The organism is Gayadomonas joobiniege G7 (assembly GCF_000300815.1).
GTDB classification, from domain to species: Bacteria; Pseudomonadota; Gammaproteobacteria; order Enterobacterales; family Alteromonadaceae; genus Catenovulum; species Catenovulum joobiniege.
In genome coordinates, this window is the sequence record NZ_AMRX01000002.1 from 47,522 (window position 1) to 73,578 (window position 26,057).

Consider the following 26,057-nt stretch of genomic DNA (forward strand, 5'->3'; position numbering starts at 1 on the left):
TTTTAGCTTATCAGTAGGCTGCTTTTTGGTAGAATGCTGCCATAATTAACTTTTATTCATGTTCGTTAGGGAAATTGAATGTCCGCAGATAATATTGTCGAATTAAAAAAGGTCACTTTTTCACGGGGTGAGCGTGTTATTTATGATGCCATAGATCTGCACATTCCGCGGGGGAAAGTGGTTGCGGTAATGGGCCCTAGCGGGATAGGTAAAACAACCTTATTAAGACTGATTGCGGGTCAAATTAAACCAGATCAAGGGTCAATAAATTTTGATGGTCAGATTATTAATAAAATGTCTCGTCCTGAATTGTACGAAGCCCGTAAAAAAATGAGCATGTTGTTTCAATCTGGCGCTTTATTTACTGAAATGAATGTGTTCGACAATATTGCTTTTCCGATCCGTGAACATTTTGATTTGTGTCCTGATGTTTTGCAAAGCATGGTGTTAATGAAACTCAACTCAGTCGGTTTGCGTGGCGCTGCTGAGCTGATGCCAAGTGAACTTTCCGGTGGTATGGCACGCCGCGCCGCACTGGCTAGAGCGATAGCACTGGATCCCCAACTAATTATGTACGATGAGCCGTTTACTGGCCAAGATCCCATCTCTATGGGTGTATTATTAAAATTGATTCGACAATTAAATGATGCGTTAGGGTTAACCTCAATTATTGTCTCGCATGATGTCAGTGAAGTGATGAGCATTGCCGATTACGCTTATATTCTGGCGAATAAAAAAATTATTGGCCAAGGCACTCCAGACAAATTGTTCAAATCAGAATCACCCTTGATCCATCAGTTTTTAGCTGGTGAAGATGATGGGCCGGTTCCCTTTCATTATCCTGCTCAGCCGCTTGAGCAGCAACTCAAGGAGATTTTTGACTAATGCTAGGTAATGGGTTAGCAGCGCTCGGGCGCAATGGTACTAATATCATAATGGCATTAGGCCAATCGGGTTTGATGTTATTTAATGCAATTTGGGCGTTACCAAACTTTTCGAAAAATGCCCCTTTAGTGATTAAACAATTGTATGTGGTGGGGGTACAGTCACTGGCCATTATTCTGGTTAGTGGTTTGTTTATCGGCATGGTTTTGGGGTTGCAAGGTTATACCATTTTAATTGGGTATGGCGCTGAAAACAGCTTAGGACCAATGGTGGCATTGTCGCTATTAAGAGAGTTGGGGCCTGTGGTAACCGCATTGTTGTTTGCCGGTCGTGCCGGTTCAGCGTTAACAGCCGAAATCGGTTTAATGAAAGCGACAGAGCAGCTATCCAGTATGGAGCTAATGGCAGTGGATCCACTAAGACGAGTCATAGCGCCTAGATTTTGGGCTGGTTTTATAAGTATGCCCATTTTAGCATTGCTGTTTAGCTCAATCGGCATCATAGGTGGTCATTTAGTTGGTGTCGAGTGGCTAGGGGTGGATGTTGGTAATTTTTGGAGTGTCATGCAGGCTGCGGTAGATTTTCAGGATGACGTATTAAACGGTGTGATTAAGAGTTTAGTGTTCGCCTTTGTTGTGACTTGGATTGCGGTGTTTAGAGGGTATAGCTGTGAACCAACCTCCGAAGGCATCAGTAAAGCCACTACACAGACTGTTGTTCATGCATCGCTGGTCGTTTTGGGTATGGACTTTGTATTAACCTCTTTAATGTTTGGAGAATAAAGCAGGATGAATAACCGTAAAATTGAAATTTTGGTAGGTGGTTTTATCTGTATCGGGCTTGCAGCCTTGCTGTTTTTGGCGCTAAGTGTAGCCAATACCAGCTCGGTAACGAATGGTGAAACGTATCGTTTGTATGGAAAATTTGACAATATTGGTGGCTTAAAGGTGCGATCTCCCGTTAAAGTGGGGGGCGTAGTGGTCGGTCGTGTCACGGATATTTCGCTTGACCAAGAGTCTTATCTGGCAGTGGTATCTATGGATATATCGGGCCGATATAAAGGGTTTCCTGAAAGCAGCACGTTAAGCATTTTAACCGCAGGTTTGTTGGGTGAACAGTATTTAGGGTTAGAACCTGGATTCATTATGCCAGGCGAAGATCCCGAAAGTCAGATTTTGACCGATGGTGATACCATCCAAGATACCAAGTCGGCGTTAGTTTTAGAGGAACTAATTGGGCAATTTTTATTTAGTCAAAGCAGTGAAGATTAATAGGTATATTTATGCAGAGGTCAGCTAAGTTTTGGTCGTTCAATTGGATGAAAGCAGTATGTTTAGTACTTGCAATAATCGCGTATCCAGTCCGTAGCGAAACTATCGAACAAACAAACCCTTATCTGTTGTTTGATAAAGTAGCTCAACAGGCCTTTGTTCGTTTTAAACAAGAATGGCCTAAAGTAAAACAAGATCCAGATTATTTAAAAACCATCATCAAAGAAGAACTTATGCCTTATGTTGATCATGAATATGCAGCGTTTAAGGTGTTAGGTAAATATGCTCGTTCGATAAAAGCCGAAAAAAGACGTGAATTTGTTGATGTGTTTGAAGGGTATGTCGTGTCAGTGTATGCGAATCTATTTGCCCAATACCGCGAAACTCAAACGGTCCAAGTGGATACTTCTCCGGCAATGCCGGATGGGCGAATTGCCGTAGTGAGAGCTAAAATTGTTGAACCTGCGCGCCCAGATATCGATTTGATATTTAAGTTAATTAAACGAAACGACCGCTGGCGAGCGTTTGATATGGAGGCTGAAGGTATTTCAGTGTTAAATAATAAACGTAAAGAAATCGCGAGTGCCTATCGAAGTTTAGGGATTGATGGCATTATCAAAGATCTAAAAATGAAAGCAGAGCGTTCAATTACGTTAAAAGATAATGAAGGATAAACCATGGTCATTCAACTGACTGAGCAAAAGGTTGATCATCATTTCTGGAAAATGACTGGCGATTTAACCATTAAGAACAACCTTGAAACAATTCCAGATCTGCCTTGTAAAGAAGCTTGTAATATTGAAGTTTCTTTGCAAGAAGTTGGCAAAATTGACACTGCAGGTTTAGCTTACCTGATCAAATTAAAATTAAAGTTATTATCCCAATGCGATGTGAAAATTCGCTATATCCATGGAAAGGAGAATATTATCAATTTGGCAAAATTATACGGAGTATCAGAACTCCTGGAGTTAAATTAATGAACTTAGAAGTAATCAAACAATTAGTTGGTGACGCCATCGAGCACGATGAGTTAATTGTTGAGCACGAAGATAACTATTATTTAAACATTACGATAGTTTCACCCTTGTTTGAAGGTTTACGATCAGTAAAACGTCAGCAGATGGTCTACCAGCCACTAAATGACATGATTGCCGATGGCACAGTGCACGCAGTAAAAATTAAAGCTTTTACCGACGCAGAATGGCAAAAACACAAAAAGCTTAATTTTTAACTGGGGTTAGTGTTTTAGTATGGATAAATTTGTTATTCAAGGTGGCCGAGCGTTAAATGGCTCTGTGCGTATATCTGGCGCAAAAAATGCCGCGCTACCTATTTTGTTTGCCGCCATTTTAAACCCAGAGATAGTTGAGTTAAGCAATTTGCCGCAGTTGAAAGACATAGGCACCACAATCGCGTTGTTAAATGAGCTGGGTATTAGTAGCGAGTGTCAGGATGGACGATACCTGTTTAATGCCAGCAAGGTGACTTCTACAACGGCACCCTATGATTTGGTACGCAAGATGCGAGCCTCAATCTTAGCTCTAGGGCCTCTGGTTGCGCGCTTCGGTGAAGCAAGAGTTTCATTGCCAGGCGGCTGTGCCATTGGTGCTCGACCAGTAAATTTGCATATTAAAGGTTTGCAAAAAATGGGCGCTCAAGTTGAAGTTGAACATGGTTATATTGTTGCAACAACTAACGGGAAGCGTTTGCAAGGTGCGCACATCTTTTTTGATACAGTGACAGTTACAGGGACAGAAAACCTGCTAATGGCTGCTGTATTAGCAGACGGCGAAACCGTGTTAGAAAATGCGGCCCGCGAACCCGAAGTTGTCGATTTAGCCAACTGTTTAATCGCAATGGGGGCTAATATCAGTGGCGCTGGAACAGATACTATTGTTGTACAAGGTGTTGAATCTCTGCACGGCTGCCATCATTCGATCTTACCGGATCGCATTGAAACTGGTACTTTTTTAGTTGCGGCTGCAGTCACTGGCGGGCATATTAAGTGCACCCATACTAATGCTAAATTATTAGATGCGGTATTGGCAAAATTGACGCAAGCGGGGGCAAAAATAACCTGCAGCGATAACGAAATTAGCTTAGATATGCGCGGTCAGAAGCTTCAGGCTGTTAATGTTAAAACCGCACCTCACCCGGCTTTTCCAACAGATATGCAAGCGCAATTCACCGTGCTTAATTGTGTTGCGGAAGGTACAGGTACCATTCACGAAACGATTTTTGAAAATCGTTTTATGCATGTGCCTGAGTTGCATCGGATGGGCGCCGACATCGAATTAGAAGGCCACACGGCCATCGTTCGTGGTGTCGACAAGCTGACTGGCGCCGAGGTAATGGCTACTGATTTACGAGCTTCGGCCTGTTTAGTGATAGCTGGGTTGTTTTCAGAGGACGAAACCACCGTCAACCGTATCTATCACTTAGACCGAGGGTATGAGCAGTTGGAAGTTAAGCTGGCGGGTTTAGGCGCCAATGTTAAACGCGTTGCCGGGTAGCTCTAACACGGTCACTTCAAACTCAATTCTTACGCCTTGCCGAACAACCACAATGGGGACTATCGTACCTGGGGTTGTTTCGGCAATCAGATCTAATGTTTGAGCGCGGCTAGTCACTGACTGGCCATTAATCTCAACAATAATGTCATTGGGCATAATGCCTGACTGGGCTGCTGGGCCACCAGATTCAACACTGGTGACTAAAATACCCACAGGTGTGACTTGTTCGTTGCTGGTTTGAATAAAGGTTTCTTTGCCTGAAATACCCAAATAACCCCGAACGACCCGACCATCAGTCACAATTTTTTTCAACACAGTTAATGCGAGTTTTGCAGGAACCGCAAAAAAGATCCCTTGCGCTTGGTTATTTCGCCGAGCTGAGGCGTAGTTAAATGAGTTTATGCCAACTAAATAGCCGTCGCTGTCAACTAAAGCGCCACCAGAATTTCCATCATTAATGGCAGCGTCCATCTGAATAAAATCTGCATAATTAGAACTTAAACCAGCGCGTCCAGTAGCACTTACAATGCCTTGGGTAATGGTTTGGCCTAGGTTGTAAGGATTGCCTATTGCCAGCACTAGATCGCCTGGCTGCGATGTTAAATTGGGATCTATGGGGGCAACTGGCAAGTTATTGCTCTGCACGTATAACACGGCCAAATCTGTATAGGGATCGCTGCCAATCAATTGAGCTTCAAACTGACGGCCATCTTGCAAGGCGACTAATATTTGGTCTGCATTTTTGACTACATGTTCCGCGGTTAAAATAAAACCCCGTTTCGATACAATAACGCCCGAACCTAGGGTTCTTATGGTTCGTTTACTATTATAAAAACGCTCGTCTATTTCAAAACTCTGGGTATAGATATTAACCACCGCTGGGGCTGCGCGAGCGACCGCATGGGCAAATGAAACAGGTTTGCGCGTCGTTTGATCAGTGCCAACCAGATTTTGCCACAACAGGTTATTTTGCCGCGCTTCTGGAAAGAGAATAAATAAAATGAGGGTTAGGACGATGGCCAACGCCGAGGTATTAATAACAAATTGAAATAGTTTTAGGGGGTTTAGCTTCATGGGCTGACCTTAAAAAAAAGTGGCACCAAATGATGCCACTTTTTTGCCCTTAAATTCAAACCTTATCAGCGAATAACTAAATAAAGTTGAGTATTACCACGCATCACATTCAGCGCAATGATGCCATCTTTATATTCTTCTAATTTATCTCGAAGGACTGCGATATTAGTCACACGCTGGCGATTAACGCCAATGATCACATCACCATCTTCTAACCCGATAGACGCAGCTGCTGAACGCGGTAACACTGACTTAACGAGAACACCCGCGTCGCCTGATTGGGTTTCGCCATTTTCTAGTTCGGCACCTTTAAACGCTGGATGCATGCTTTCAGCGGCAACGGCTGAGCCTTTGGCTTCACGCAGAACGACATCCACTTCAATGTTTTTACCGTCGCGAATAATCCCTAAGGTCACTTTATTGCCCGCACCCATAGTGCCAATCTTGGCTCGCAATTCAAAGAAGGTTTGTACTTTGCGGCCGTTGATACTAATGATGGCATCACCCGGTTTAATGCCAGCTTCAGCTGCTGCTGTATTTTCAAATACTTGACGGACGATTGCCCCTTGCGAGGTTGGCAAATCAAACGCTTTTGCCATCGCCGCATCAATGTTTTCGCCTGAGATGCCCAAAATGCCACGTCGTACTTCGCCGTATTCTAAGATTTGGTCAACCAGGTTTTTCATCATATTACTTGGAATCGCAAAACCAATGCCTACATTACCGCCATTAGGACCTAGGATTGCCGTATTAATACCAATTAGTTCGCCATTCAAGTTGACTAAGGCACCACCTGAATTGCCACTATTAATCGCAGCATCCGTTTGGATGAAGTTTTCGTAACCTTCAATACCTAAACCGCTACGGCCCAAAGCACTGACAATGCCTGAGGTGACCGTTTGACCAATAGCAAAAGGGTTACCGATAGCGACAGCAAAATCACCTACTCTTAATTTATCAGAGTTGGCGAGTGGCAAGTCGGTAAGATTCTTGGCATCGATTTGAAGTAACGCGATATCGCTTTCTTTATCATGGCCTAGTTTGTTTGCTTCAAACTGACGGCCATCTTTTAGCGTGATTAATACTTCGTCGGTATCAGCGATTACATGATAGTTCGTTACTACGTAACCTTTTTCAGCATCAATAATCACCCCTGAACCCGCAGTCTGAAATGGCTGTTCTTTGACTTGGTTGTTTGGGCCATTAGGGCCAAAAAAATATCTAAAGATTTCTGGAACTCGCTGAGTATTTTGCTTCATCCCAGTTGCGGAAATATTAACCACAGCAGGGGTGGCTTTTTCCAGCATAGGTGCGAGCGTTGGTGTTTTCTGTTGGTCATCATTACCAAACCAAGGCAGCGCCGAGTTTGCTTGCAATGGAACTAGGGTAAGGCAACTAGTTAACACTGCAACTTCAAAAATTTTTTTAACTTTATTTTTCAATGCATGTCTCCTGAATTGACAGAGCTTAACAATAGTTATGTTTTCTAAAGACTGGTTGAAGCTTTATAAAGTTCACTTCTGTTTTTTCTCTTGTTCGCTAAAAATGCCCATTTTGTCATCAGAATAATCTAATGGTGCTGCTTCTGACGGGGTTTCTGTTGCACTTTTAGTTTCGCTTTGAGCTGGTTTAGTATTTTTCAACAGGTGCTCCGTATCGCCACCAAAATACGCTAAACCTTCATCTGCTTCTTCGGTTTTGGCATGATGCAGCTTCAATTGTTGTTTTTTTGCGTCTTCAGCAGCCATGCTGGCTTTTTCTGCAATGTCTGTCATGGTTTGTGCGTATTTGTTCAAACAACCTTCCATATCTTCTTTTAGCTGAGTTGACGCAGTTTGTTGCTGTTTTAGTTCGTTTGCTAATTGATAATGTTTGCCGCCGATCATCGGAGAAAAACGTGTGACTAACCAGCCTAACAATAAACCAGCTGCAAAAATACAAAGTCCAATTATCCATGTCATGGTGAATTACCTCGAAAAAAAGTTTAGGATTAATAGCATTATAAATTAACTATACGTGTTTTTGGCCAACAATGACCACCCCATTACAACAATATCAGGCAGATGTGAACTCGGGCAAACTATTACCTGATGCCGCGCAGGCGGCTGCGGTTGATGCGTTAGAGCGTCTTTATCATCAGCTTGTTGCATTACAAACGCAAAAAAATAGTATTTGGTCCAGATTTAAATATTTGTTTTCCGACGTAAAAAATCAAGCTCCACTCGGACTATATTTTTGGGGTGGGGTGGGAAGAGGAAAAACCTATCTGATGGACCTCTTTTATAGCCAGTTGCCTTTTGATGAAAAAATGCGCGTTCATTTTCATCGTTTCATGCATCAGGTTCACAGCGAACTTGAAGCGCTTAAACAGCAATCGGACCCTTTATTAGTGATTGCGGACAAGTTGGCGGCCAAGACCAAAATCATCTGCTTTGATGAGTTTTTTGTCTCTGATATTACAGATGCAATGATTTTAGGCGGATTGTTTGAAGCCTTGTTTGCCCGCGATGTGGTGTTGGTTGCAACTTCTAATATCGAACCGGAAAATTTATATAAAAACGGCCTGCAACGAGCCCGCTTCTTACCAGCAATTAAATTAATTCAAGCTCGTTGCGAAGTGATTAATGTGGATGCGGGCAAAGACTATAGATTGCGCCAATTGACCGGGGCAGATATTTACCATTGTCCACAGACCGCAGAAATTCGTGAGCAATTGGAAAATGCTTTTTTGCAAATGTCGGTGGGTGAGGTATCCAACCATACTTTTGTTGAGGTTAACAACCGCAAAATTGAAGCATTAAAAATTGCTCAAGACCTTGTTTGGTTTGAGTATTCTGACTTATGTGAAGGGCCGCGCAGTCAAAATGATTATATTGAATTAAGCCAGTGTTTTCATACTGTGTTTTTAACGGGCGTTAAACAGATGGGAGAAAAGAATGATGATGCAGCGCGTCGTTTTATTGCTTTAGTGGATGAGTTTTACGAGCGACATGTGAATTTAATCATTGCCGCAGAAGTTCCGCTAGCAGAATTATACAGCCATGGCCGACTGACATTTGAGTTTCAACGTTGTTTGAGTCGTTTGCAAGAGATGCAATCAAAAGAATATTTAGCGAAACCACATTTATCTTGAACACAAATTAACCGTCCTGTATACTGCGCGCCTCCCAAACCCGGTTAGGCTGAAAGAGTGCCTTTGTTTCAGAGTCTCGAAGGGGTCTTTGACATAAACTAGGGGAGGCAAATGCCTCTGAAATGTGGAATTTTTTTGTATTTAGGTCAAATTCGAAATGAAAACTTTCTCTGCAAAGCCTGAATCTGTAAAGCGTGACTGGTTCGTAGTTGACGCTGACGGTAAAACTTTAGGTCGACTGGCGACTGAAATCGCTCGTCGTTTACGTGGTAAGCATAAACCAGAATATACACCTCATGTAGATACTGGTGATTACATCGTTGTTATTAATGCTGAAAAAGTAGCGGTTACCGGTGCTAAGCGTAGCGACAAAATCTATTATTCTCATTCTGGTTTTCCAGGTGGTTTGAAGTCAATCAGCTTCGAAAAACTGCAAGCGAAAAAGCCTGAGATGATTATCGAAAGCGCTGTTAAAGGCATGCTTCCGAAAGGTCCTTTAGGTCGTGAAATGGCGCGTAAATTAAAAGTTTACGCAGGTGCTGAGCACAATCATCAAGCACAACAACCTCAAACTTTGGACATCTAATTCGGAGACAAGACTATGGCAGAAACTCAATACTATGGTACCGGTCGTCGTAAGAGCTCAACCGCTCGCGTCTTTTTAAGACCAGGCACAGGTAACATTACAATTAACAAGCGTTCTATTGAAACTTATTTTGGCCGTGAAACTTCTCGTATGGTTGTTCGTCAGCCATTAGAATTAGTTGAAATGGTAGAAAAGTTTGACTTATATATCACTGTCGCTGGCGGCGGTACTACAGGTCAAGCGGGTGCAATTCGCCACGGTATCACTCGTGCTTTAATGGAGTTTGACGAAAGTTTACGTCCTGCTCTACGTAAAGCAGGTTATGTGACTCGTGATGCACGTCGTGTTGAACGTAAAAAAATCGGTCTTAAGAAAGCGCGTAAGCGTCCACAATTCTCAAAACGTTAATACGTTTAGTACCGATTTTATTAAAACCCGGCTTAAGCCGGGTTTTTTATATGTGAAAAATAGTCGGGATAGTTTGATCCCAAGCAAAAATATTTGTCTTTTTAGCCTTTTTTTGCCCTTTTTGGGGGATTTCCTTGTCAGTTATCCGGTTTTTTTTATATCATTCGCATTATTTTTATTACAAGTCAGAGATACATAACAGACTTGCCTTTTTATAAATCTAGTCTCGGAGAAGATTGAATGAAGAATGCGCCTGTTGATAACGGTCGCCGTCGCTTCTTAACCGTCGCAACTTCGGTTGTTGGTGGGGTGGGTGCTGCCGGAGCAGTTGTTCCTTTCATCGCGTCCTGGAACCCGAGTGCCAAAGCAAAAGCTGCGGGTGCGCCGGTGGAAGTGAATATCAGTAAAATACAGCCTGGGCAAATGCTGCGCGTTGAATGGCGGGGTAAACCTGTCTGGATCGTGAAGCGAACTCAAGCTATGTTGGATGAGTTAGCTAACCACGAAGACCAGCTACGTGATTCAGAATCAGAAGTTGAGCAGCAACCAGAATATGCAAAAAACCGCTATCGCTCAATTGAACCTGAAATATTTGTTGCCGTGGGTATTTGTACTCACTTAGGTTGTTCACCTCAGTATTTACCAGATTCATTTTCTGGTCAGATCCAAGGGGTTGCATCTGGCTTTATGTGTCCTTGCCATGGTTCTAAATTTGATATGTCTGGACGTGTTTTCCAAAGTGTTCCAGCGCCAACTAACCTGGTGGTTCCACCTCATAAATATCTTGATGAGAAAACAATTCTTGTCGGTGATGACTCGGGAGTTGCATAATCATGTGGAAAAACTTACTTGATTGGATCGAATACCGCATTCCTATGATGCGCGTAGCAAATATGCATGCGCTGCAATATCCAGCACCCAAAAATATGAACTTTTGGTATGTGTTTGGTTTTATTGCAACAGTTGTATTAGTGAACCAGATCTTAACCGGTATTTGGTTAACCATGAACTATGTTCCGAGTGCCGAAGGTGCATTTGCATCAGTTGAATATATCATGCGTGATGTCGACTATGGTTGGGTATTGCGTTATATGCACTCAACAGGGGCGTCAGCCTTTTTTGTTGTTGTTTATCTACATATGTTCCGTGGCATGATGTATGGCTCTTACCAGAAACCTCGTGAGCTTTTATGGTTATTTGGTATGTTTATTTACCTAGCCCTGATGGCTGAAGCTTTTATGGGGTATTTATTACCTTGGGGGCAAATGTCATATTGGGGGGCTCAGGTCATCATCTCATTGTTCGGTGCTATTCCTGTTATCGGTGATGACTTAACCTTATGGATCCGAGGTGACTATGTTATTTCTGGCGCAACTCTAAACCGCTTTTTCGCCCTACATGTTATCGCGTTACCTTTAGTGATTGTGGTGTTGGTATTTTTACACATTGTTGCTCTGCATGAAGTGGGCTCAAATAACCCACAAGGGATTAACATCAAACATCCTAAAGGATCGTTAAAAGAAGAAGAAAAAACTAAGTATAAAATCCACGAATATTATACTGAAAAATACGACATCATTGACGATGTAGTGCCTTTTTTCCCCCATATAGTGTTGAAAGATCTGGTGGCATTTACATTGTTCTGTGCAGCTTGTGCTTATGTAATTTTCTTTAACCCAGCCATGGGCGGTTTATTCCTTGAGCCACCTAACTTTGAGCCGGCAAACCCGTTAAAAACACCAGAGCATATTGCACCTGTTTGGTATTTTACACCTTTCTACGCGATCTTGCGTGCGGTACCTGATAAGTTGTTAGGGGTTATCGCTATGTTTGGTGCGATTGTTATGTTGGCCTTGTTGCCTTGGATCGACCGCTGTAAAGTACGCTCGGTTAAGTATCGCTGTGGTTTCCATAAACTAAACTTGGCCATGTTTGTGGTTGTATTTGTATTATTGGGATGGTTAGGTCTTAAACCTGCAACACCAACTTTTACCTTGATGTCGCAAATTTGTACCTTGCTGTATTTCGGCTTCTTTGCTTTCTTATGGTTATACAGTAAGAACGAAAAAACCAAACCTTTACCAGCGAGAATTTCGAAATGAAAAAACTGATAATAACTTTTTTCGCCTTGTTACCGAGTCTAGCAGTGGCCGCAGGTGGTGGTTTTTCTTATCCTTTAGAAAAAGCCAATATCGATTTGCATGATAAAGCGTCTCTGCAACGAGGTGCCGCTTTGTTTGTAAACTATTGTTTGGGCTGTCACCAAATGCAGTACCAGCGCTATCAGCGAACAGCTGAAGATTTGGGCATTCCTGTTGATATTGCTAAAGACAACTTGATTTTTAGCGACCAAAAAGTGGGTGAGCAAATCACTAACGCAATGGAAAAAGAAGATTCGGCAAAGTGGTTTGGTAAGCAGCCACCGGATTTAACTCTGGTTTCACGCGTGCGTGGAGACGATTGGGTATATACTTATTTAAAAACCTTTTATGTTGACCCAAATAAAACATTTAAAGTAAATAATGCTGTGTTTAAAGACGTGGGTATGCCACATGTGCTTGAGCCCCTACAAGGAACTCAAGAAGCAGAGATGGTATATGAAACTTTGCACGGCGAAAAGGTACTTTCTGGAATAAAGCTGACTCAAAAAGAGCCTGGTGCATTGAACCCAGAAGAATATGATCAAGCGGTTCGCGACTTGGTTAACTTTCTAGCATATGTTGGTGAGCCTTCAAAGTTAGAATCGCATCGAATTGGTACTTGGGTGTTAGTCTTCTTGGCCGTATTTTTTGTTTTCATCTACTTGCTGAAAAAAGAATACTGGCGCGAAGTACATTAAAACAAATACCTAATTTGCTTTTTAAATGGGGGGCTTTATGCCCCCATTTGTCGTATATTATGGTCTGTAGTTTGGATCGGCCAATAAATCGATATTGGCATTTATAGTAATCTTTGGAGGAAATTCATGGCTGTTGCTGCCAATAAACGTTCGGTAATGACATTGTACGCAGATTCAGTGTCATTACACAGTCATCAGGTCAGAATTGTTTTGGCCGAAAAAGGGATCAGTGTTGAAATTAAATTTATTGATCCGACCAATAAACCTGAAGAATTGTTCGAGTTAAATCCCTATGGAACCATTCCAACGTTATTAGATCGCGAGCTGGTTCTTTATCAGTCTAATATCATTATGGAATATTTAGACGAAAGATTTCCTCATCCACCTTTAATGCCGGTTTATCCTGTTGCGAGAGGTACAAGTCGCTTGATGATGCATCGCATTGAAAATGATTGGTACAAACATGTTGTTACTATAGAAAATGGTACCTCAGAGCAAGCAATACAAGCACGTAAAGAGTTACGCGAAAGCATTTTGGCGATTGCCCCAATTTTTCAAGAAACGCCTTACTTTATGAGTGAAGAATTTAGCTTGGTCGATTGTGTCTTAGCTCCTTTATTATGGCGTTTACCAAAACTGGGTATAGAGCTGATTGGACAGGGCAGCAAAGAAGTTAAAGAGTATATGAGCCGTGTTTTTGAACGAGAATCTTTCCAAGCTTCATTAACCGATGACGAAAGAGAAATGAGAGGACAGTAAGTGTTATGACAGGCAATGATCTACAGATGACAAATTGTAAGCCTTATTTATTGAGAGCGATTTATCAATGGATTGAAGACAATGCCTGTACGCCTTACTTGTTGGTGGACGCCAACTATCCGGGCGTCCAGGTTCCGTTTGAATACGTTAAAGATGGCCAAATTGTTTTAAATGTTTCTAGTAGTGCTACGGGCAATTTTGTTATTGGCGACCAAGACGTTGAGTTTAATGCACGTTTTGGTGGTACACCTCGACATTTAATTGTTCCGGTTGCGGCTATTTTATTTTTATACGCTAAAGAAAATGGCGAAGGTATGCCATTTGCGCCGGAAGCTTACCCAGAAGCATCAGCGGATAAAAATATCTCTTTGCAACAGGTTGACAGTGGCTCTGATATAGAACAAGGCGATACAGAAAAATCAGAGACGGCTAAAAATAATAAAGTGTCTCATCTTAAAGTAATCAAATAATTGGGTTTATCTGAGCGGCGTTTGCAGTATTTAAAAATACTGCTACAGGCCAAGCTTTTGTTAATTTTTAGGATATGATTGTGGACACGAAAGCTCAATATGGTTTTTACCATGAAGTTGCACAAAGTTTTTGTTTATTTACCATAGTGGATGCTGCTGGCATTCCAACCCCAGCAAATGAAGACGGGCAAAAAACCATGCCGTTTTGGTCTAATGAAGAAAAAGCGCAAGCATTTATTCAGGCAAATCCAGACTTTGCTGGGTTTCAACCTTTGCGTGTTGACTGGGCGGTATTTGAAGACAAGTGGTTCGCTGGTATCGTGGCCGATGATTTAGTGGTGGGGTTGAATTGGTTAGATTATCAAAATGAAAATTTAATCATTGAAGTTGAGACGTTGCAAAAAGAAGTCCACAACATTATTAAAACTCAACCTCTTAAAAAGTAATTTAAACGAGTCCTTTTTTAATTAAATATTGAAAGGGACGAGTGTCTGTTTGTTTGGCTAACAAACTATGATCCATGAAACGACAAAAGCTTGGAATATCACGCGTTGTCGATGGGTCATCAGCCAAAATTAACAAAGTTTCGTTGTCTTGCATTTGTCGAACAGCTTTGCGCACCATCATGACTGGCTCAGGACATAATAGGCCACAAGCATCTAAGCGGTGATCTGGATTATCAAAAATAGACATAAACTCAACTCTTAATCTAAACAGGCAGCTAGTTTAGCAAAAGCTTGCCTTGAATTTAATTTTTTATGCAGCAACTTCTTGTTATTGGAACTGTTTGGCCCGAACCTAATTCTACGGCAGCTGGCCAGTATATGATGACTCTGCTGAGTTACTTTAAGCAGCAAGGGTATCGGATCACATTTGCGTCTAGCGCAGCGCCTAGCGCTCATAGTATAGATTTATCCGCACTTGGCATCGATTGCCAAGCGATTCAATTAAACTGTAGCAGCTTTGATGACTTTGTCGCAGACTTAAGGCCAGATATAGTGCTGTTTGACCGTTTTATGATAGAGGAGCAATATGGTTGGCGGGTGCAAAAATATTGTCCAGACGCCGTCCGTATTTTAGATCTAGAAGATTTACATGGTCTTCGTCAGGCACGTCACCAAGCGCATAAAGCTGGTCGTACAGTCGCAGCCAAAGATTATTTAAATGATACCTGCCTACGTGAAATTGCGGCGATTTGGCGCTCAGATCTGGCGCTCGTTATTTCAACCGCCGAGCTTAAAATTTTGCAAGACGTGTTTGCCGTTCCAGCAGAAAAATGCTGTTATTTGCCATTTGTATGTTCGCGACACCGGATTGCACAAATAGAACAGCAACCCAGCTACGAAGTACGCGAGCATTTTGTGACGATAGGGCACTTTAGACATGCTCCGAATTGGGACTCAGTCTTATTTTTAAAACAGCAGATTTGGCCTAAAATCCGAAAGCAACTCCCTTCGGCAGAGTTACACGTGTACGGAGCCTACCCAAGCAAAAAAGTTGTTCAACTGGATTGTATAAAAACAGGTTTTCGTATCAAAGGTTGGGCCGAAGATGCTTATCAAGTTATTCGCCAAGCTAGGTTGATGTTAGCACCACTAAGATTCGGGGCGGGTTTAAAAGGCAAGTTATTTGATGCTAGCTGTACGAATACACCTTTTGTCACGACAGATATCGGCGCAGAAGGCCTCTTGCAGCAAGGTTATATTGAATATTCTCAGCAAGTTGCAAATGATGCATCTGAGTTTGCCACTAAAGCTGTCCGTCTATATCAAGATGAAGTGCTATGGCGGCAAGTGCAAAATAGCCAATTTAAGAATTTAGTGGAGAATTTTGACCAAGCGGAACACCAACAAAGGTTAACTGAAACACTCCAACAGCTTAAACAAAACCTAGTCGATCATCGCCTGAAAAACTTTACCGGTGCAATGTTAATGCACCATACAATGAAAAGTACTCAATATATGGCACAATGGATTGAAGCTAAAAACAGGTCTTTGTGAAAGTAAAGCAGTGATGGCCCTTTGGGGCCATTTTTTGTTATGTTCGGTCAATTTCAATATTGTCTATTAAGCGGGTAGAGCCCATAAAAGCGGCAGCTAACAAGACTAAATGTTTATCTTCTTCATTGGCTGGTTGCATAGTGTCTCGGTTAGCAAATTCTATATAATCACAATCGAAACCCGCACTGGTTAGCTGATCTTTGATATAGCTAGTAGCTGTGCTTAACGTCCAGCTTTTTTCTTTAACTTGATCTGCCCCCCGACAGAGTGCTTTGTACAATAATGAAGCTTGCTCTTTCTGATCTGCTGAGAGGTAGCCATTGCGGCTACTCATGGCTAAACCGGAAGCTTCTCTGACAGTATCTACACCAATGATCTTTATGGGCATGCATAAATCTTCCACCATAGTTCGGATCACTTGTAATTGTTGGTAATCTTTTTTACCAAACATAGCATAGTCTGGCTGCACCAGGTTAAACAATTTATTAACAATGGTGGCAACTCCCCTAAAATGCCCATCTCGCGAAGCACCACAAAAGTGAGTTGAGATGCCTGGTACTTCAATATAGCTCTGATCGCTAAGAGGCTTGGGATAAATATCATTGGCTTGCGGGGTAAATAAAATATCTACAGCTAAACTCCTTAGGGCCGCTTCATCTGCTTCTGGGGTATGTGGGTAAGTATCAAGATCTTCGCCTGCGGCAAATTGCATGGGGTTAACAAAGATGCTTACAATCACTATATCCGCACGTTGTTTTGCCGCTTCAACTAATCTTAAGTGGCCTTTATGTAAGTTGCCCATGGTGGGTACAAAAGCGATAGTTTTTTGCACGACTTTTAGCTCGTGAACTGCTCTGCGAAGTTCACTTGGTTGGCTAATTTTTAACATCATTCACCTGTTATCAGAGTTTAGTTAAACCGTTTTTCGGGAGTTGCTTACAGAGATCACCAAGTCTAGTGCCACATGGCAAAATGAGTTCAGCGGCAAGTTCAGATAAGGGGTAAATCACAAACTCGCGAGTTTTCATTCCATAATGCGGCACTGTCAAGCGATCCGTTTTAATTATCTCATTGCCGAAGAGTAGAATATCTATGTCGAGGGTGCGAGGTCCCCAGCGTTCTTTTTTTCTAACCCGACCTTGAGAGTGCTCAATCTTCTGAGTGGCATCGAGTAGTTCGATTGCGCTTAACTGATAATTAAAGGCAACCACTGCATTGACATAGTCGGGTTGATCTTGCGGTCCCAGAGGTTGACTGGCATAAAAAGATGAAGCGACCAAATCGCTGACACCTGTTAAATTGCTCAGGGCCATTATTGCAGTGTTTAATTGCGTTAATGGCTCAGCTAAGTTACTGCCAAGACCAAGGTATACTTTAACCATATTATTCTGTTTTTACGTTTTTCCCAGCAGGTCGGCGTCTACGTCGAGGTCGACGTTTAGGCTGCTCTGCTTGAGCGGGTTTTACTGTTGGGTTATCTTTTTGTACTTGCGTCCACCAATTCGCCAATTCGGTTAAATCTGGTTCTACTTCGGCTCGTAATAATAAAAAGTCGTAAGCCGCTCTAAACCTCGGGTGCTCTAAAGTTTTTAAAGCCTTATTACCTCGGGAAAATTGTAATCTTAATTGTAAAATCCAGATTTCTCGGATGGTAGTAGCAAAGCGTTTAGGGATGACCACATTATAGGCACCTGAATCTAGAACAGCAGAAATTGCTAGATGGGCGGCATCCTGGTCGGGTAAAGCCTGTTGTTGATAATGGGCGAAAGCTTCTTGGTATTGGTACCATAATAAAACGGCAAAAATAAAGGCTGGGGTGATTCTAAGCCCTTGTTTTAAGCGTAAATCAGTGTTTTTCAGTGCTTGCTCAAACAACCGGCTTGTGGCACTTTTATCATTGTCAAGTTCTGGCAGGTTAGGAAATATCTGCTGAAATAATTGATAAAACATCAGCATCTTATATGTTTCTAAGCCTTGGCCAGACAACAACAGCTTTAGACACTCTTCAAACAAGCGCGCTTTGGGGATATTTTGTAATAAAGGTGCTAACGATTTAATTGGTTTAGCGGTGCGTTCGCTGATCTGCATTTCCAGCTTTACAGCAAAGCGGACGGCACGTAACATTCTTACCGGATCTTCACGGTAGCGTGTTTCAGGATCGCCAATTAAATCGAGATTGCGTTGCTCAATTGCTTCAACACCGCCCCAATAATCATAAATACTAAAATCAGCAATGTTGTAATAAAGCGCATTCGCGGAAAAGTCCCTGCGTTCTGCATCTTCATCTATGCTGCCGTATACGTTGTCAGAAAGAAGCTGCCCATGGTCCGATTGATTTTTACCTGCTGAGTCTTCGCTATGGTGGCCCCGGAAAGTTGCAACTTCAATGATTTCAGGCCCAAATACAATGTGGGCTAAACGAAAGCGTCGGCCAATTAAACGACAGTTACGAAATGTTTTTTTTATTTCTTCTGGCGTGGCATTGGTCACTATATCAAAATCTTTCGGTGCCAGGCCGAGTAAAATGTCACGGACACCACCGCCCACTAAGTATGCTTCGTATCCAGCATCTTTTAGACCATAGAGCACTCTGAGTGCATTTTTACTCAGATTTTTACGGGATATATTGTGCTCGGAGCGGGGAATTATGCGTAACTGAGGTCGCTCTGAGGATTTTCCCAGCGCCTTTTTACACAGTTTTATGACTTGGCGAATAATGTTGGTTTCCTTTAACTAACAAAACTCGCGCTATAATAACTCAAAAGATGTCAAATGGGTATATTAGCGCGTATTGGTGACTGTGGGTAATTGCCAGTTTTCCAGTGCCCAAGCCAACTGTTGGCTCGGTGACTCTATTTTTAATGCGGTAGGCGGGGCCAGTTGTAACGCATTTAAAGCGGCAAAACAGGTCTGTTTTGCATCTTGTGGACGTATACCTGGTGCACCGTTTTGTTTACTTAGTTTACGTCCACTCGCGTCGATAATAACAGGGATGTGTGCGTAGTTAGGCACAGGTGTGTTTAATGCTTGATATAAACTGCGTTGCCATAGAGTGGTTTCAAGTAAATCACTGCCGCGCACTATATGACTAATTTGTTGTGCGATATCATCCATAACCACAGCGATTTGATAGGCAATAAGACCATCTTTTCTGCGAATAATAAAATCTTGTCCCGCTACGTCCGCTGCCAAATTGACCTGGTTATAAATTCGATCAAAAAAGTGAGTCTCTTGTATGGTATTTTTGAAACGTACAGCTGCACCCTGTTGAGGGCGTTGTTTGTCTCGGCAGTAGCCATCATAAATATGCTTAAGCGATTTTAAGCGTTTGCGAGGGCATTGGCAGTAATAAGCTTGCCTATTTTGCAACCAGAGCTCAACTTGTTGCTGATAACTCGCTAAGCGATCACTTTGAAACGTGACAGCTTCATCGGATTGCAACGAGAGTGCAGCCAACTGCTCTAGGATAATGTCGCTGGCGCCTTCAACTTCTCTAGGCGGATCTATATCTTCAATACGAATTAGCCAATCACCATGCTGAGATTTAGCATCCAAATAACTGGCGATTGCAGTCACCACTGAACCGAAATGTAAAGGCCCCGATGGAGATGGGGCAAAACGGCCTCTATAACGCATATTGACTAAGCACTAATGATGAGCGCCAAGCTTTAAAAACCTGCGTTTTGTTTTTCTTTAATTTCGGACAAGGTTTTGCAATCAATACATAAGTCTGCAGTGGGACGAGCTTCTAAACGTCTGATACCTATCTCAACACCACACTCTTCACAATAACCGAACTCTTCATTTTCGATTAACTGAAGGGTTTTTTCGATCTTTTTGATGAGTTTGCGCTCGCGGTCTCGCGTCCGTAACTCAAGACTGAACTCCTCTTCTTGTGAGGCTCTATCAACTGGATCTGGAAAGTTAGCCGCTTCATCTTTCATATGGTGCATCGTTTTATCAACTTCAGCCCGAAGCTGGCTGCGCCAGGTTTTTAAAATTTTACGGAAATGCTCTAATTGAGCTTCATTCATATACTCTTCATCAGCTGAAGCCTGATACGGCTGTAATCCAGCCTGAGCTATAATGCCAGTTGCTTTGTTTTTTGTGCCAGCGGGCATTTCATGTCTCCTAAATTTCGCCAGCTTATTGCTAGGCGGCTATCTATATCAAAAACCATTAATAAGCGCAATTAATAAAAGTTTAAAAACTGAAATATTATCACTTATTTCACAGTTCAACTGTAAAGTGAACAGTCAATATGGGGACAAATTATGGTATTCAAATAGTTTGGCAGAACTTTTTTATTTTGCGAATCGAAATTGGACAAAGACGGTGTCAATAAAGCCCCTAAAAATAAGGGGCTGAAGAGCATCGGGGAAACGGACATCACTTATTGACGGATCCCTTCAACGTGTAGATGCAAATAAACGGTTTGCGACGCAGGGCCTAAATCTTTGTTGATAGAAAAGTCTTTTAGCTTGAGCTCGGTCGTACCACTAAATCCTGCACGGTATCCCCCCCATGGATCTTTCCCTTCACCGATTTTTTTTGCATTGATGACAATATCTTTAGTCACACCATGTAAGGTGAGTTTGCCATGGATGTTAAACTTTTCATTTTCTAGCGGTTCAATTTTAGTGCTGATAAATGTGGCTTTGGGATAATTTTTAACAGCTAAAAAATCATCGCTGCGCAGGTGTTTATCGCGCTCTGCATGATTAGAGTCAATACTGGCTGTATCTATGGTTATTTTAACCGAACTCTCTGCAAGCTTGCCATCTTCATAACTAAAATGGCCTTCAAAGTCGTTAAAGCGGCCAGTTAGCCAACTGTAACCTAAATGCTGAATCTTAAAATTAACGGCTGCATGAGCGCCTTTATCGTTGTCGTCGATAATGTAGTTTGCGGCATTAGCAGCGCCGCTCACTAAACACAAAGCGATTGCTGTTTGAGTTAAAAATTTCATTTTAAACCTCTATACTTAGATTAAATAATGCGTTTGAAGATAGCGTCTTTGTCAATAAAATGATGCTTAAGCGCGCCTATTGCATGCACCAATACTAACGCGATCAGGCTGTACGCAAGGTATTTATGCATAGCGCCAGCTAAATCAGCCTGCTCTGGTATCTCTGTTAATAACGCTGGCACCTCTATTAAATTAAACCATTGTATGCCTTGGCCTTTAGCAGTAGAAATTAAATAACCACTAAAAATAATAAAAAACACCAATAGGTATAATAAAATATGAGTGGCTGTTGCAGTCCTTCGTTCCCACTTTGCGCCAATGGGGGGAGGGGATTTAAGTATTAATTTGGCAAATAAACGTACCAGCATAACAACGAATAATACTAACCCAAAGTTTTTATGTTGTGCGGGGGCTTCATGGTACCATTCGCTGTAATAGCTCAGATCGACCATCCAAAAACCCACAGCAAAAAGCCCGATAATTAAAAAGGCGGCTAGCCAATGGCATATTTTTATTAGTTTTGGGTATTGCATAAATTACAGGTACCTTTTTTAAAAATTTATTTGATTTAATTAAGCGGTTAATTAATTGTTAGGTCAAGTACCTTTACAAAATTGACATAAACTATAGCTGGAACTTATTTTGCATAGTTCGCCTTTGTCATTTTGTGGTATTCGATTTTTTACAGGTTGATCGTTAAATTGACATAATTAGTAATAAGTCTAAATTTAATAAAAAATTTATTCCATGGGTCTTGAGTTTCGGCTGAGGTCGGAGCATTATTTTAAACCAGCCGATAAAGGCTGCTTCTAACGGTAAAAAAAGGAAACCAAGTATGGTTAAAAAATGTTTATTCCCCGCCGCTGGTTACGGTACGCGCTTTTTACCCGCGACTAAAGCTCAGGCGAAAGAGATGCTACCAATCGTTAACAAGCCTTTAATCCAATATGGGGTTGAAGAAGCGCTTGAAGCAGGTATGCAATATATAGGTTTTGTAACGGGACGTACTAAGAGAGCAATTGCTGATCACTTTGATATTTCTTACGAATTAGAAAACGAAATATCGGGCACCAGCAAAGAAAAGTTCTTAGAATCAGTTCGTTATGTTATGGATAATGGTATCTTTTCTTTCACTCGTCAGCCAGAGATGAAAGGTTTAGGTCACGCTATCTTGTGTGGTGAAACCTTAATGGGGAATGACGCATTCGGTGTCATTTTGGCTGATGATTTATGTTTGCCAGAAACACCAGGCAGTGACGGTGTTATGAAGCAAATGGAAAAAATTCACGCAGAAACTGGTTGTTCTGTGGTTGCGCTAATGGAAGTGCCAAAAGAAACTATTTCTAAATACGGGGTCATTGCCGGCGAAGATTTGGGCGATGGACGTTATCAAGTTTCTGATATGGTTGAAAAGCCAGCAGTCGAAGATGCACCTTCTAATCTAGCCATCATTGGTCGTTATATTTTAACACCCGATATTTTTGACATCATTCGTAATACACCACCAGGCAAAAATGGCGAAATCCAGTTAACTGACGCTCTGTTAGCTCAAGCACGCGAAGGTAAAGTAATAGGTTATAAATTTAAAGGACGACGCTTTGACTGCGGTAGCGTGAAGGGGTTTGTTGAAGCAACTAATTATGTTTATGAAAACATATATGAAGAAAAATAAAAATTAGTGGCGAATGAAACAGTGCAATACCAAGCGTTTTGCACTGTTTTGGTTCACTGTATCTGATAAATTAAGTTAAGCGAATGATCCTCTTTATTGATAGTGCAGCTAGCGCATAATGATTCGATCAATTTAAGTCCCCAACCAAAACAATCTTGATTATTCAAATCGGCTAAGTTTTTTGGCAAATCAAAACCGGTGCCAGAGTCTTTTACGGTAATAAAAAGCTGCTTTTGGTCAGCTTGATAGCGAATTACATAATTGACATAAGCAGACGATAAGTTCGCCAATCTTTGTTCTCTTTGCTGATAATAATATAACAAACCATCAGCTTCATTTTTAAGTTCTGAGTTGAGTTTTAGAATGCCGTGCTCAAGCGCATTATTATAAGTCTCAATGAGTATTGTATAGATAATAGAACGCTCGTTTTGCAGTTCAGGTGTTCGACATATTTGCTCAAGCAGAAAATCGATAGGATGTGTTTGGCGCATATCTGCTTCGTTAAAAGAAACTTCAATCGTAAAATTGACAGAAATTGCAGTATCACCATATTTTTTTTTATTGCTCATTAATGCAGGGTTAATTTGCAGGACAGAAATATCATCACAAGACATCTGGTTTGGAAAGTTATGTTGCATTTTTTCAATAATGTCTTGTGGTCCCATAGTGGGTTGCTCTACGATAATTTTTGCGAGATGTTCATCTGCAAAAAAGAGCTGTTCGGAGTGGGCTCTTTCAATTAAACCATCGGTATAGAAGGTAATTGTATGATCCGAGTTGGTGACAAAATTTTGTACACTTGCATCAAACGAGTGCTCGGGCAGTATGCCTAAAGACATGTGCTGGGCAACAATTTTATCCGTTTTTTGTTGCTGAGTATGGTAGATGATAGCGTTTGGCATACCGCCTGACCACAAAGTTAAATTCCCAGAGCCTGCGGCTAACTCTATGATGGTCGCAGCACAAAAGCGATCATTCGGTAATAGCTCTAATAAGCGACGGTTTAGGGTGGCTGCAATTTTTGCAACAGACTCGGCTTTGCTGGTGGCATCAAAAAAGCACTGGGCGACCGGGAGAATACCGATAGCTGCTGCTAAGCCATGCCCAGTAAAATCACCTATTAATAAATATTGATGACCGTTTGGTGCGATATCTGCGAGGATTAAATCGCCGTTAAAGCTCGAAGCGGCTTGCAAAGTAAAATTTACAACATCTGGATAATAGCGGTTTTGCTGATATAAATTGGCAAATACTTTTTCTACAATGGCGTGATCGCGCTCAACTTGTTTGCGGTATTGTGATAACTGCCGGTTTTGACTTCGGGTTTTTTCAGACAGCTCTATAGTGCGTTGTAATACTTTTATTTTGGCCGATAAAATCGCCATGTCATAAGGTTTACTTAAAAAATCATCGCCACCAGCTGCTAAACAATCTAAAGTGGATTGTTGATCATCTAACGACGTTAAAAAGATGATAGGTAAAAAGCGATCACCAGCGATTTTTTTAAGCTCTGGTGCGGTTTCTATGCCATTTTTTATCGGCATCATAACGTCTAATAAAACGATATCAAAAAGGCTCTGCTGAGCTTTGTCAATCGCCACAAGACCATTTTCAGCTTCAGCTACTGTATGGCCTTGAGATTGCAACATAGTCGCTAAAATATTGCGATTGATTGCTAGGTCGTCAACAATCAGAATATGCATTTAGCGTTTTATTCAACGTCAAACAATTTATCAAAACGCGCGATTTGCAGAATTTTTTTAATTTGAGGTTGAGCTCGGGTAATCAAAATACTGTCTACTTGGTTTTTGGTGTTTTTTTGCAGATTTAACAGCATACCCAACGCAGAAGAATCTATGTAGTCGGTATTATGCAAGTCTATCTCAATGGTTTTAACTGAGGTTGGTAAATCTCGGTAGGCTTCCCGAAAATCCTGGACCAGATTAAAATCAAATTTTCCACTAATTTGAATATCCAGTTTGTCTTTTAGATTAGACATTTCTTTTTTTAAAGTCATCGGCTTATCCCTAAAATGCAAGGTACTAATGCAGTATACTATTGCAAGTGTAACATGTTTTTTAATTTAGGTAGTTTTTTGCCACTTGAAAAAATATTTTTTTTGTTTTGAGGCAAATCTAAATGGGTGATAGAATATGCCGCCCTTTAATAAGGGGGTCGAGTTTTTGTTTTGGTCGCGAAGCAAAAACATATATTTAATTTATTGGAGATAACCATGTCTACTAAAATCGAATTATTAGCTAGCCTGCGTAGCGAAATAGGGAAAGGTGCGAGCCGCCGCCTACGTCACGCAGATAAAGTTCCTGCAGTTTTATATGGCGCAGGTCAAGATGCTGTTGCCTTATCATTAGATCACAATAAAGTTATCAAAGCGCAAGAAGAAGAGCAATTTTACTCTCAAATCATTAACTTAGTGGTTGATGGCAAGCCTGTTGATGTTATCGTGAAAGACATGCAGCGTCACCCGTTTAAGCGCAAAGTCACTCATATTGATTTTCAGCGTATTGTTGCTGGTGAAGAAATTCACACGACTGTTCCAGTTCACTTCATTAATGAAGATACTGCACCTGCGGTTAAATCAGAAGGTGGTGTTGTTTCTCACTTAATTAATGAAATTGAAATAAGCTGCTTACCAAAAGACTTACCAGAATTCATTGAAGTTGATGTCTCTGGTGTTGCTTTAGGTAGCACTTTACATTTATCTGACGTTAAATTGCCAGCAGGTGTGTCTTCTGTTGAATTGGCTAAAGGTGAAGAGCATGACGTAGCTGTTGTGTCTATCGACTTACCTAAAGCAGCCAAAGATGAAGACGAAGACGGCGGCGAAGAAGAAGCTTCAGAAGAGTAATTGAGCATTATCACTGATGAGTGACAAGGTTCAACTCATTGTGGGCCTGGGTAATCCAGGCTCACAATATGTCAACACCCGCCACAATGCAGGTGAATGGTATGTTCGTTCACTAGCAGAGTACCATCAAGCCCAACTCAAGTTCGATAATAAATTTTTCGGTTTTACCGGACTCGCACAAATTTCAGGTCAAGACGTTCGTTTATTAATCCCCACTACTTTTATGAATAAAAGCGGTCAAGCGATTGCCGCGCTAGCAAACTTTTATAAAATTCCACCTCAATCCATATTGGTTGCCCACGACGAGTTAGATATGCCGCCTGGGGTTGCTAAGTATAAAAAAGGCGGTGGCCATGGGGGACATAACGGCTTGCGTGATACGATTGCCCGCTTAGCCAATAATAAAGAATTTTTGCGGTTGCGGATAGGCATTGGTCATCCGGGACACAGTAGTCAAGTGACTGGTTATGTTTTGGGTAAAGCACCGCAGTCAGAGCAGGCATTAATAGATGCGGCTATTGATGAAGCGGTACGCTGCAGTGAAATTTTAATCAAAGACGGTTTATTGAAAGCCACAAACCGACTTCATAGTTTTAAAGCATAGGATAATCA

General features: G+C 41.6%; 33 protein-coding genes. 20 read left to right on the plus strand and 13 right to left on the minus strand.

Going from position 1 to position 26,057, the window contains the following annotated elements; all coding sequences use genetic code 11:
* The first annotated feature begins 78 nt into the window (after window positions 1–78).
* The 7 genes from C727_RS0103670 to murA are packed head-to-tail and all read left to right on the plus strand — an operon-like array spanning window position 79 to window position 4,669.
* Window positions 79–885, plus strand: coding sequence for an ATP-binding cassette domain-containing protein (locus C727_RS0103670; RefSeq protein WP_017444274.1), 807 nt, complete (start codon window positions 79–81; stop codon window positions 883–885).
* Window positions 885–1,667: a lipid asymmetry maintenance ABC transporter permease subunit MlaE gene (gene mlaE, locus C727_RS0103675; RefSeq protein ID WP_017444275.1), complete on the plus strand. Its 783-nt coding sequence runs from the start codon at window positions 885–887 to the stop codon at window positions 1,665–1,667. Before C727_RS0103670 ends, mlaE begins: the two co-directional genes overlap by 1 nt.
* Window positions 1,668–1,673: 6 nt before the next feature.
* Complete coding sequence (gene mlaD / locus C727_RS0103680) at window positions 1,674–2,156, plus strand: outer membrane lipid asymmetry maintenance protein MlaD (protein ID WP_017444276.1); 483 nt, start codon at window positions 1,674–1,676, stop codon at window positions 2,154–2,156.
* Window positions 2,157–2,167: 11 nt separating this feature from the next.
* A complete protein-coding gene (locus C727_RS0103685; RefSeq protein WP_155949168.1) occupies window positions 2,168–2,830 on the plus strand; it encodes an MlaC/ttg2D family ABC transporter substrate-binding protein in 663 nt (220 codons plus the stop codon).
* Window positions 2,831–2,833: 3 nt separating this feature from the next.
* Entirely contained in the window at window positions 2,834–3,133 is a 300-nt protein-coding gene (locus tag C727_RS0103690; protein ID WP_017444278.1) for a hypothetical protein, read from the plus strand.
* Entirely contained in the window at window positions 3,133–3,387 is a 255-nt protein-coding gene (locus tag C727_RS0103695) for a BolA family protein (RefSeq protein ID WP_017444279.1), read from the plus strand. The genes C727_RS0103690 and C727_RS0103695 overlap by 1 nt, the downstream gene beginning before the upstream one ends.
* Window positions 3,388–3,406: 19 nt before the next feature.
* On the plus strand, window positions 3,407–4,669 hold the full coding sequence (gene murA / locus C727_RS0103700; RefSeq protein ID WP_017444280.1) for a UDP-N-acetylglucosamine 1-carboxyvinyltransferase: 1,263 nt from the start codon (window positions 3,407–3,409) through the stop codon (window positions 4,667–4,669).
* Here the strand turns inward: murA and C727_RS0103705 are convergent.
* The 3 genes from C727_RS0103705 to C727_RS0103715 form a co-directional block, all read right to left on the minus strand.
* The gene (locus C727_RS0103705) at window positions 4,637–5,743 is read right to left on the minus strand and encodes a trypsin-like peptidase domain-containing protein (protein WP_017444281.1); all 1,107 of its coding nucleotides are present in this window, start codon (window positions 5,741–5,743) and stop codon (window positions 4,637–4,639) included. The two genes, murA and C727_RS0103705, sit on opposite strands and share 33 nt — an antisense overlap.
* A gap of 65 nt (window positions 5,744–5,808) precedes the next feature.
* Window positions 5,809–7,185, minus strand: a complete 1,377-nt coding sequence (locus tag C727_RS0103710) for a DegQ family serine endoprotease (RefSeq protein WP_017444282.1) — start codon at window positions 7,183–7,185, stop codon at window positions 5,809–5,811.
* Window positions 7,186–7,257: 72 nt separating this feature from the next.
* Window positions 7,258–7,704 carry a ZapG family protein gene (locus C727_RS0103715; protein ID WP_017444283.1) on the minus strand — a complete coding sequence of 149 codons (447 nt, stop codon included), beginning with the start codon at window positions 7,702–7,704 and terminating at the stop codon, window positions 7,258–7,260.
* Window positions 7,705–7,775: 71 nt separating this feature from the next.
* Here C727_RS0103715 and zapE point away from each other — a divergent pair, with 71 nt between their 5' ends.
* The 9 genes from zapE to C727_RS0103760 all read left to right on the plus strand — a co-directional run bounded on the left by zapE (window position 7,776) and on the right by C727_RS0103760 (window position 14,384).
* Entirely contained in the window at window positions 7,776–8,876 is a 1,101-nt protein-coding gene (gene zapE / locus C727_RS0103720) for a cell division protein ZapE (RefSeq protein ID WP_017444284.1), read from the plus strand.
* Between the two features lie 157 nt (window positions 8,877–9,033).
* Entirely contained in the window at window positions 9,034–9,462 is a 429-nt protein-coding gene (rplM, locus tag C727_RS0103725; RefSeq protein ID WP_017444285.1) for a 50S ribosomal protein L13, read from the plus strand.
* A gap of 15 nt (window positions 9,463–9,477) precedes the next feature.
* On the plus strand, window positions 9,478–9,870 hold the full coding sequence (gene rpsI, locus C727_RS0103730) for a 30S ribosomal protein S9 (RefSeq protein WP_017444286.1): 393 nt from the start codon (window positions 9,478–9,480) through the stop codon (window positions 9,868–9,870).
* 240 nt (window positions 9,871–10,110) lie between these two features.
* Complete coding sequence (gene petA / locus C727_RS0103735; protein ID WP_017444287.1) at window positions 10,111–10,701, plus strand: ubiquinol-cytochrome c reductase iron-sulfur subunit; 591 nt, start codon at window positions 10,111–10,113, stop codon at window positions 10,699–10,701.
* 2 nt (window positions 10,702–10,703) lie between these two features.
* The gene (locus tag C727_RS0103740) at window positions 10,704–11,972 is read left to right on the plus strand and encodes a cytochrome b (RefSeq protein ID WP_017444288.1); all 1,269 of its coding nucleotides are present in this window, start codon (window positions 10,704–10,706) and stop codon (window positions 11,970–11,972) included.
* Window positions 11,969–12,709: a cytochrome c1 gene (locus C727_RS0103745; protein WP_017444289.1), complete on the plus strand. Its 741-nt coding sequence runs from the start codon at window positions 11,969–11,971 to the stop codon at window positions 12,707–12,709. Before C727_RS0103740 ends, C727_RS0103745 begins: the two co-directional genes overlap by 4 nt.
* 126 nt (window positions 12,710–12,835) lie before the next feature.
* Complete coding sequence (gene sspA, locus C727_RS0103750; protein ID WP_017444290.1) at window positions 12,836–13,468, plus strand: stringent starvation protein SspA; 633 nt, start codon at window positions 12,836–12,838, stop codon at window positions 13,466–13,468.
* 26 nt (window positions 13,469–13,494) lie between these two features.
* Window positions 13,495–13,938, plus strand: a complete 444-nt coding sequence (locus tag C727_RS0103755) for a ClpXP protease specificity-enhancing factor (protein WP_026052544.1) — start codon at window positions 13,495–13,497, stop codon at window positions 13,936–13,938.
* A gap of 74 nt (window positions 13,939–14,012) precedes the next feature.
* Window positions 14,013–14,384 (plus strand): DUF2750 domain-containing protein, encoded by a 372-nt coding sequence (locus tag C727_RS0103760; RefSeq protein ID WP_040459160.1) that lies wholly within the window; start codon window positions 14,013–14,015, stop codon window positions 14,382–14,384.
* 1 nt (window position 14,385) lies between these two features.
* On the opposite strand, the gene tusA is transcribed toward C727_RS0103760, so the two are convergent.
* Window positions 14,386–14,631, minus strand: coding sequence for a sulfurtransferase TusA (tusA, locus tag C727_RS0103765; protein ID WP_017444293.1), 246 nt, complete (start codon window positions 14,629–14,631; stop codon window positions 14,386–14,388).
* A gap of 65 nt (window positions 14,632–14,696) precedes the next feature.
* Between tusA and C727_RS0103770 the strand changes: the two genes are divergently transcribed.
* On the plus strand, window positions 14,697–15,938 hold the full coding sequence (locus C727_RS0103770) for a glycosyltransferase (protein WP_017444294.1): 1,242 nt from the start codon (window positions 14,697–14,699) through the stop codon (window positions 15,936–15,938).
* 37 nt (window positions 15,939–15,975) lie between these two features.
* On the opposite strand, the gene panC is transcribed toward C727_RS0103770, so the two are convergent.
* The 7 genes from panC to C727_RS0103805 all read right to left on the minus strand — a co-directional run bounded on the left by panC (window position 15,976) and on the right by C727_RS0103805 (window position 21,440).
* The gene (gene panC / locus C727_RS0103775) at window positions 15,976–16,827 is read right to left on the minus strand and encodes a pantoate--beta-alanine ligase (RefSeq protein WP_017444295.1); all 852 of its coding nucleotides are present in this window, start codon (window positions 16,825–16,827) and stop codon (window positions 15,976–15,978) included.
* Between the two features lie 13 nt (window positions 16,828–16,840).
* Window positions 16,841–17,320: a 2-amino-4-hydroxy-6-hydroxymethyldihydropteridine diphosphokinase gene (folK, locus tag C727_RS0103780; protein WP_017444296.1), complete on the minus strand. Its 480-nt coding sequence runs from the start codon at window positions 17,318–17,320 to the stop codon at window positions 16,841–16,843.
* A 1-nt stretch (window position 17,321) separates the two neighbouring features.
* The gene (pcnB, locus tag C727_RS0103785) at window positions 17,322–18,635 is read right to left on the minus strand and encodes a polynucleotide adenylyltransferase PcnB (protein WP_081579175.1); all 1,314 of its coding nucleotides are present in this window, start codon (window positions 18,633–18,635) and stop codon (window positions 17,322–17,324) included.
* A gap of 84 nt (window positions 18,636–18,719) precedes the next feature.
* Window positions 18,720–19,574 carry a tRNA glutamyl-Q(34) synthetase GluQRS gene (gene gluQRS, locus C727_RS0103790; protein ID WP_017444298.1) on the minus strand — a complete coding sequence of 285 codons (855 nt, stop codon included), beginning with the start codon at window positions 19,572–19,574 and terminating at the stop codon, window positions 18,720–18,722.
* A 32-nt stretch (window positions 19,575–19,606) separates the two neighbouring features.
* Window positions 19,607–20,059 (minus strand): RNA polymerase-binding protein DksA, encoded by a 453-nt coding sequence (gene dksA / locus C727_RS0103795; RefSeq protein WP_017444299.1) that lies wholly within the window; start codon window positions 20,057–20,059, stop codon window positions 19,607–19,609.
* A gap of 272 nt (window positions 20,060–20,331) precedes the next feature.
* The gene (locus C727_RS0103800; RefSeq protein ID WP_017444300.1) at window positions 20,332–20,907 is read right to left on the minus strand and encodes a YceI family protein; all 576 of its coding nucleotides are present in this window, start codon (window positions 20,905–20,907) and stop codon (window positions 20,332–20,334) included.
* A gap of 20 nt (window positions 20,908–20,927) precedes the next feature.
* The gene (locus C727_RS0103805; protein ID WP_017444301.1) at window positions 20,928–21,440 is read right to left on the minus strand and encodes a cytochrome b; all 513 of its coding nucleotides are present in this window, start codon (window positions 21,438–21,440) and stop codon (window positions 20,928–20,930) included.
* A 302-nt stretch (window positions 21,441–21,742) separates the two neighbouring features.
* On the opposite strand from C727_RS0103805, the gene galU reads away from it, so the two are divergent.
* Complete coding sequence (galU, locus tag C727_RS0103810; protein ID WP_017444302.1) at window positions 21,743–22,579, plus strand: UTP--glucose-1-phosphate uridylyltransferase GalU; 837 nt, start codon at window positions 21,743–21,745, stop codon at window positions 22,577–22,579.
* A gap of 53 nt (window positions 22,580–22,632) precedes the next feature.
* On the opposite strand, the gene C727_RS17910 is transcribed toward galU, so the two are convergent.
* Window positions 22,633–24,282, minus strand: a complete 1,650-nt coding sequence (locus C727_RS17910) for a SpoIIE family protein phosphatase (protein WP_017444303.1) — start codon at window positions 24,280–24,282, stop codon at window positions 22,633–22,635.
* Window positions 24,283–24,290: 8 nt separating this feature from the next.
* On the minus strand, window positions 24,291–24,596 hold the full coding sequence (locus tag C727_RS0103820; protein WP_017444304.1) for an STAS domain-containing protein: 306 nt from the start codon (window positions 24,594–24,596) through the stop codon (window positions 24,291–24,293).
* A gap of 216 nt (window positions 24,597–24,812) precedes the next feature.
* On the opposite strand from C727_RS0103820, the gene C727_RS0103825 reads away from it, so the two are divergent.
* Window positions 24,813–25,445 (plus strand): 50S ribosomal protein L25/general stress protein Ctc, encoded by a 633-nt coding sequence (locus C727_RS0103825; RefSeq protein ID WP_017444305.1) that lies wholly within the window; start codon window positions 24,813–24,815, stop codon window positions 25,443–25,445.
* A gap of 16 nt (window positions 25,446–25,461) precedes the next feature.
* Window positions 25,462–26,049, plus strand: coding sequence for an aminoacyl-tRNA hydrolase (gene pth, locus C727_RS0103830; protein WP_017444306.1), 588 nt, complete (start codon window positions 25,462–25,464; stop codon window positions 26,047–26,049).
* Window positions 26,050–26,057: the final 8 nt, after the last annotated feature.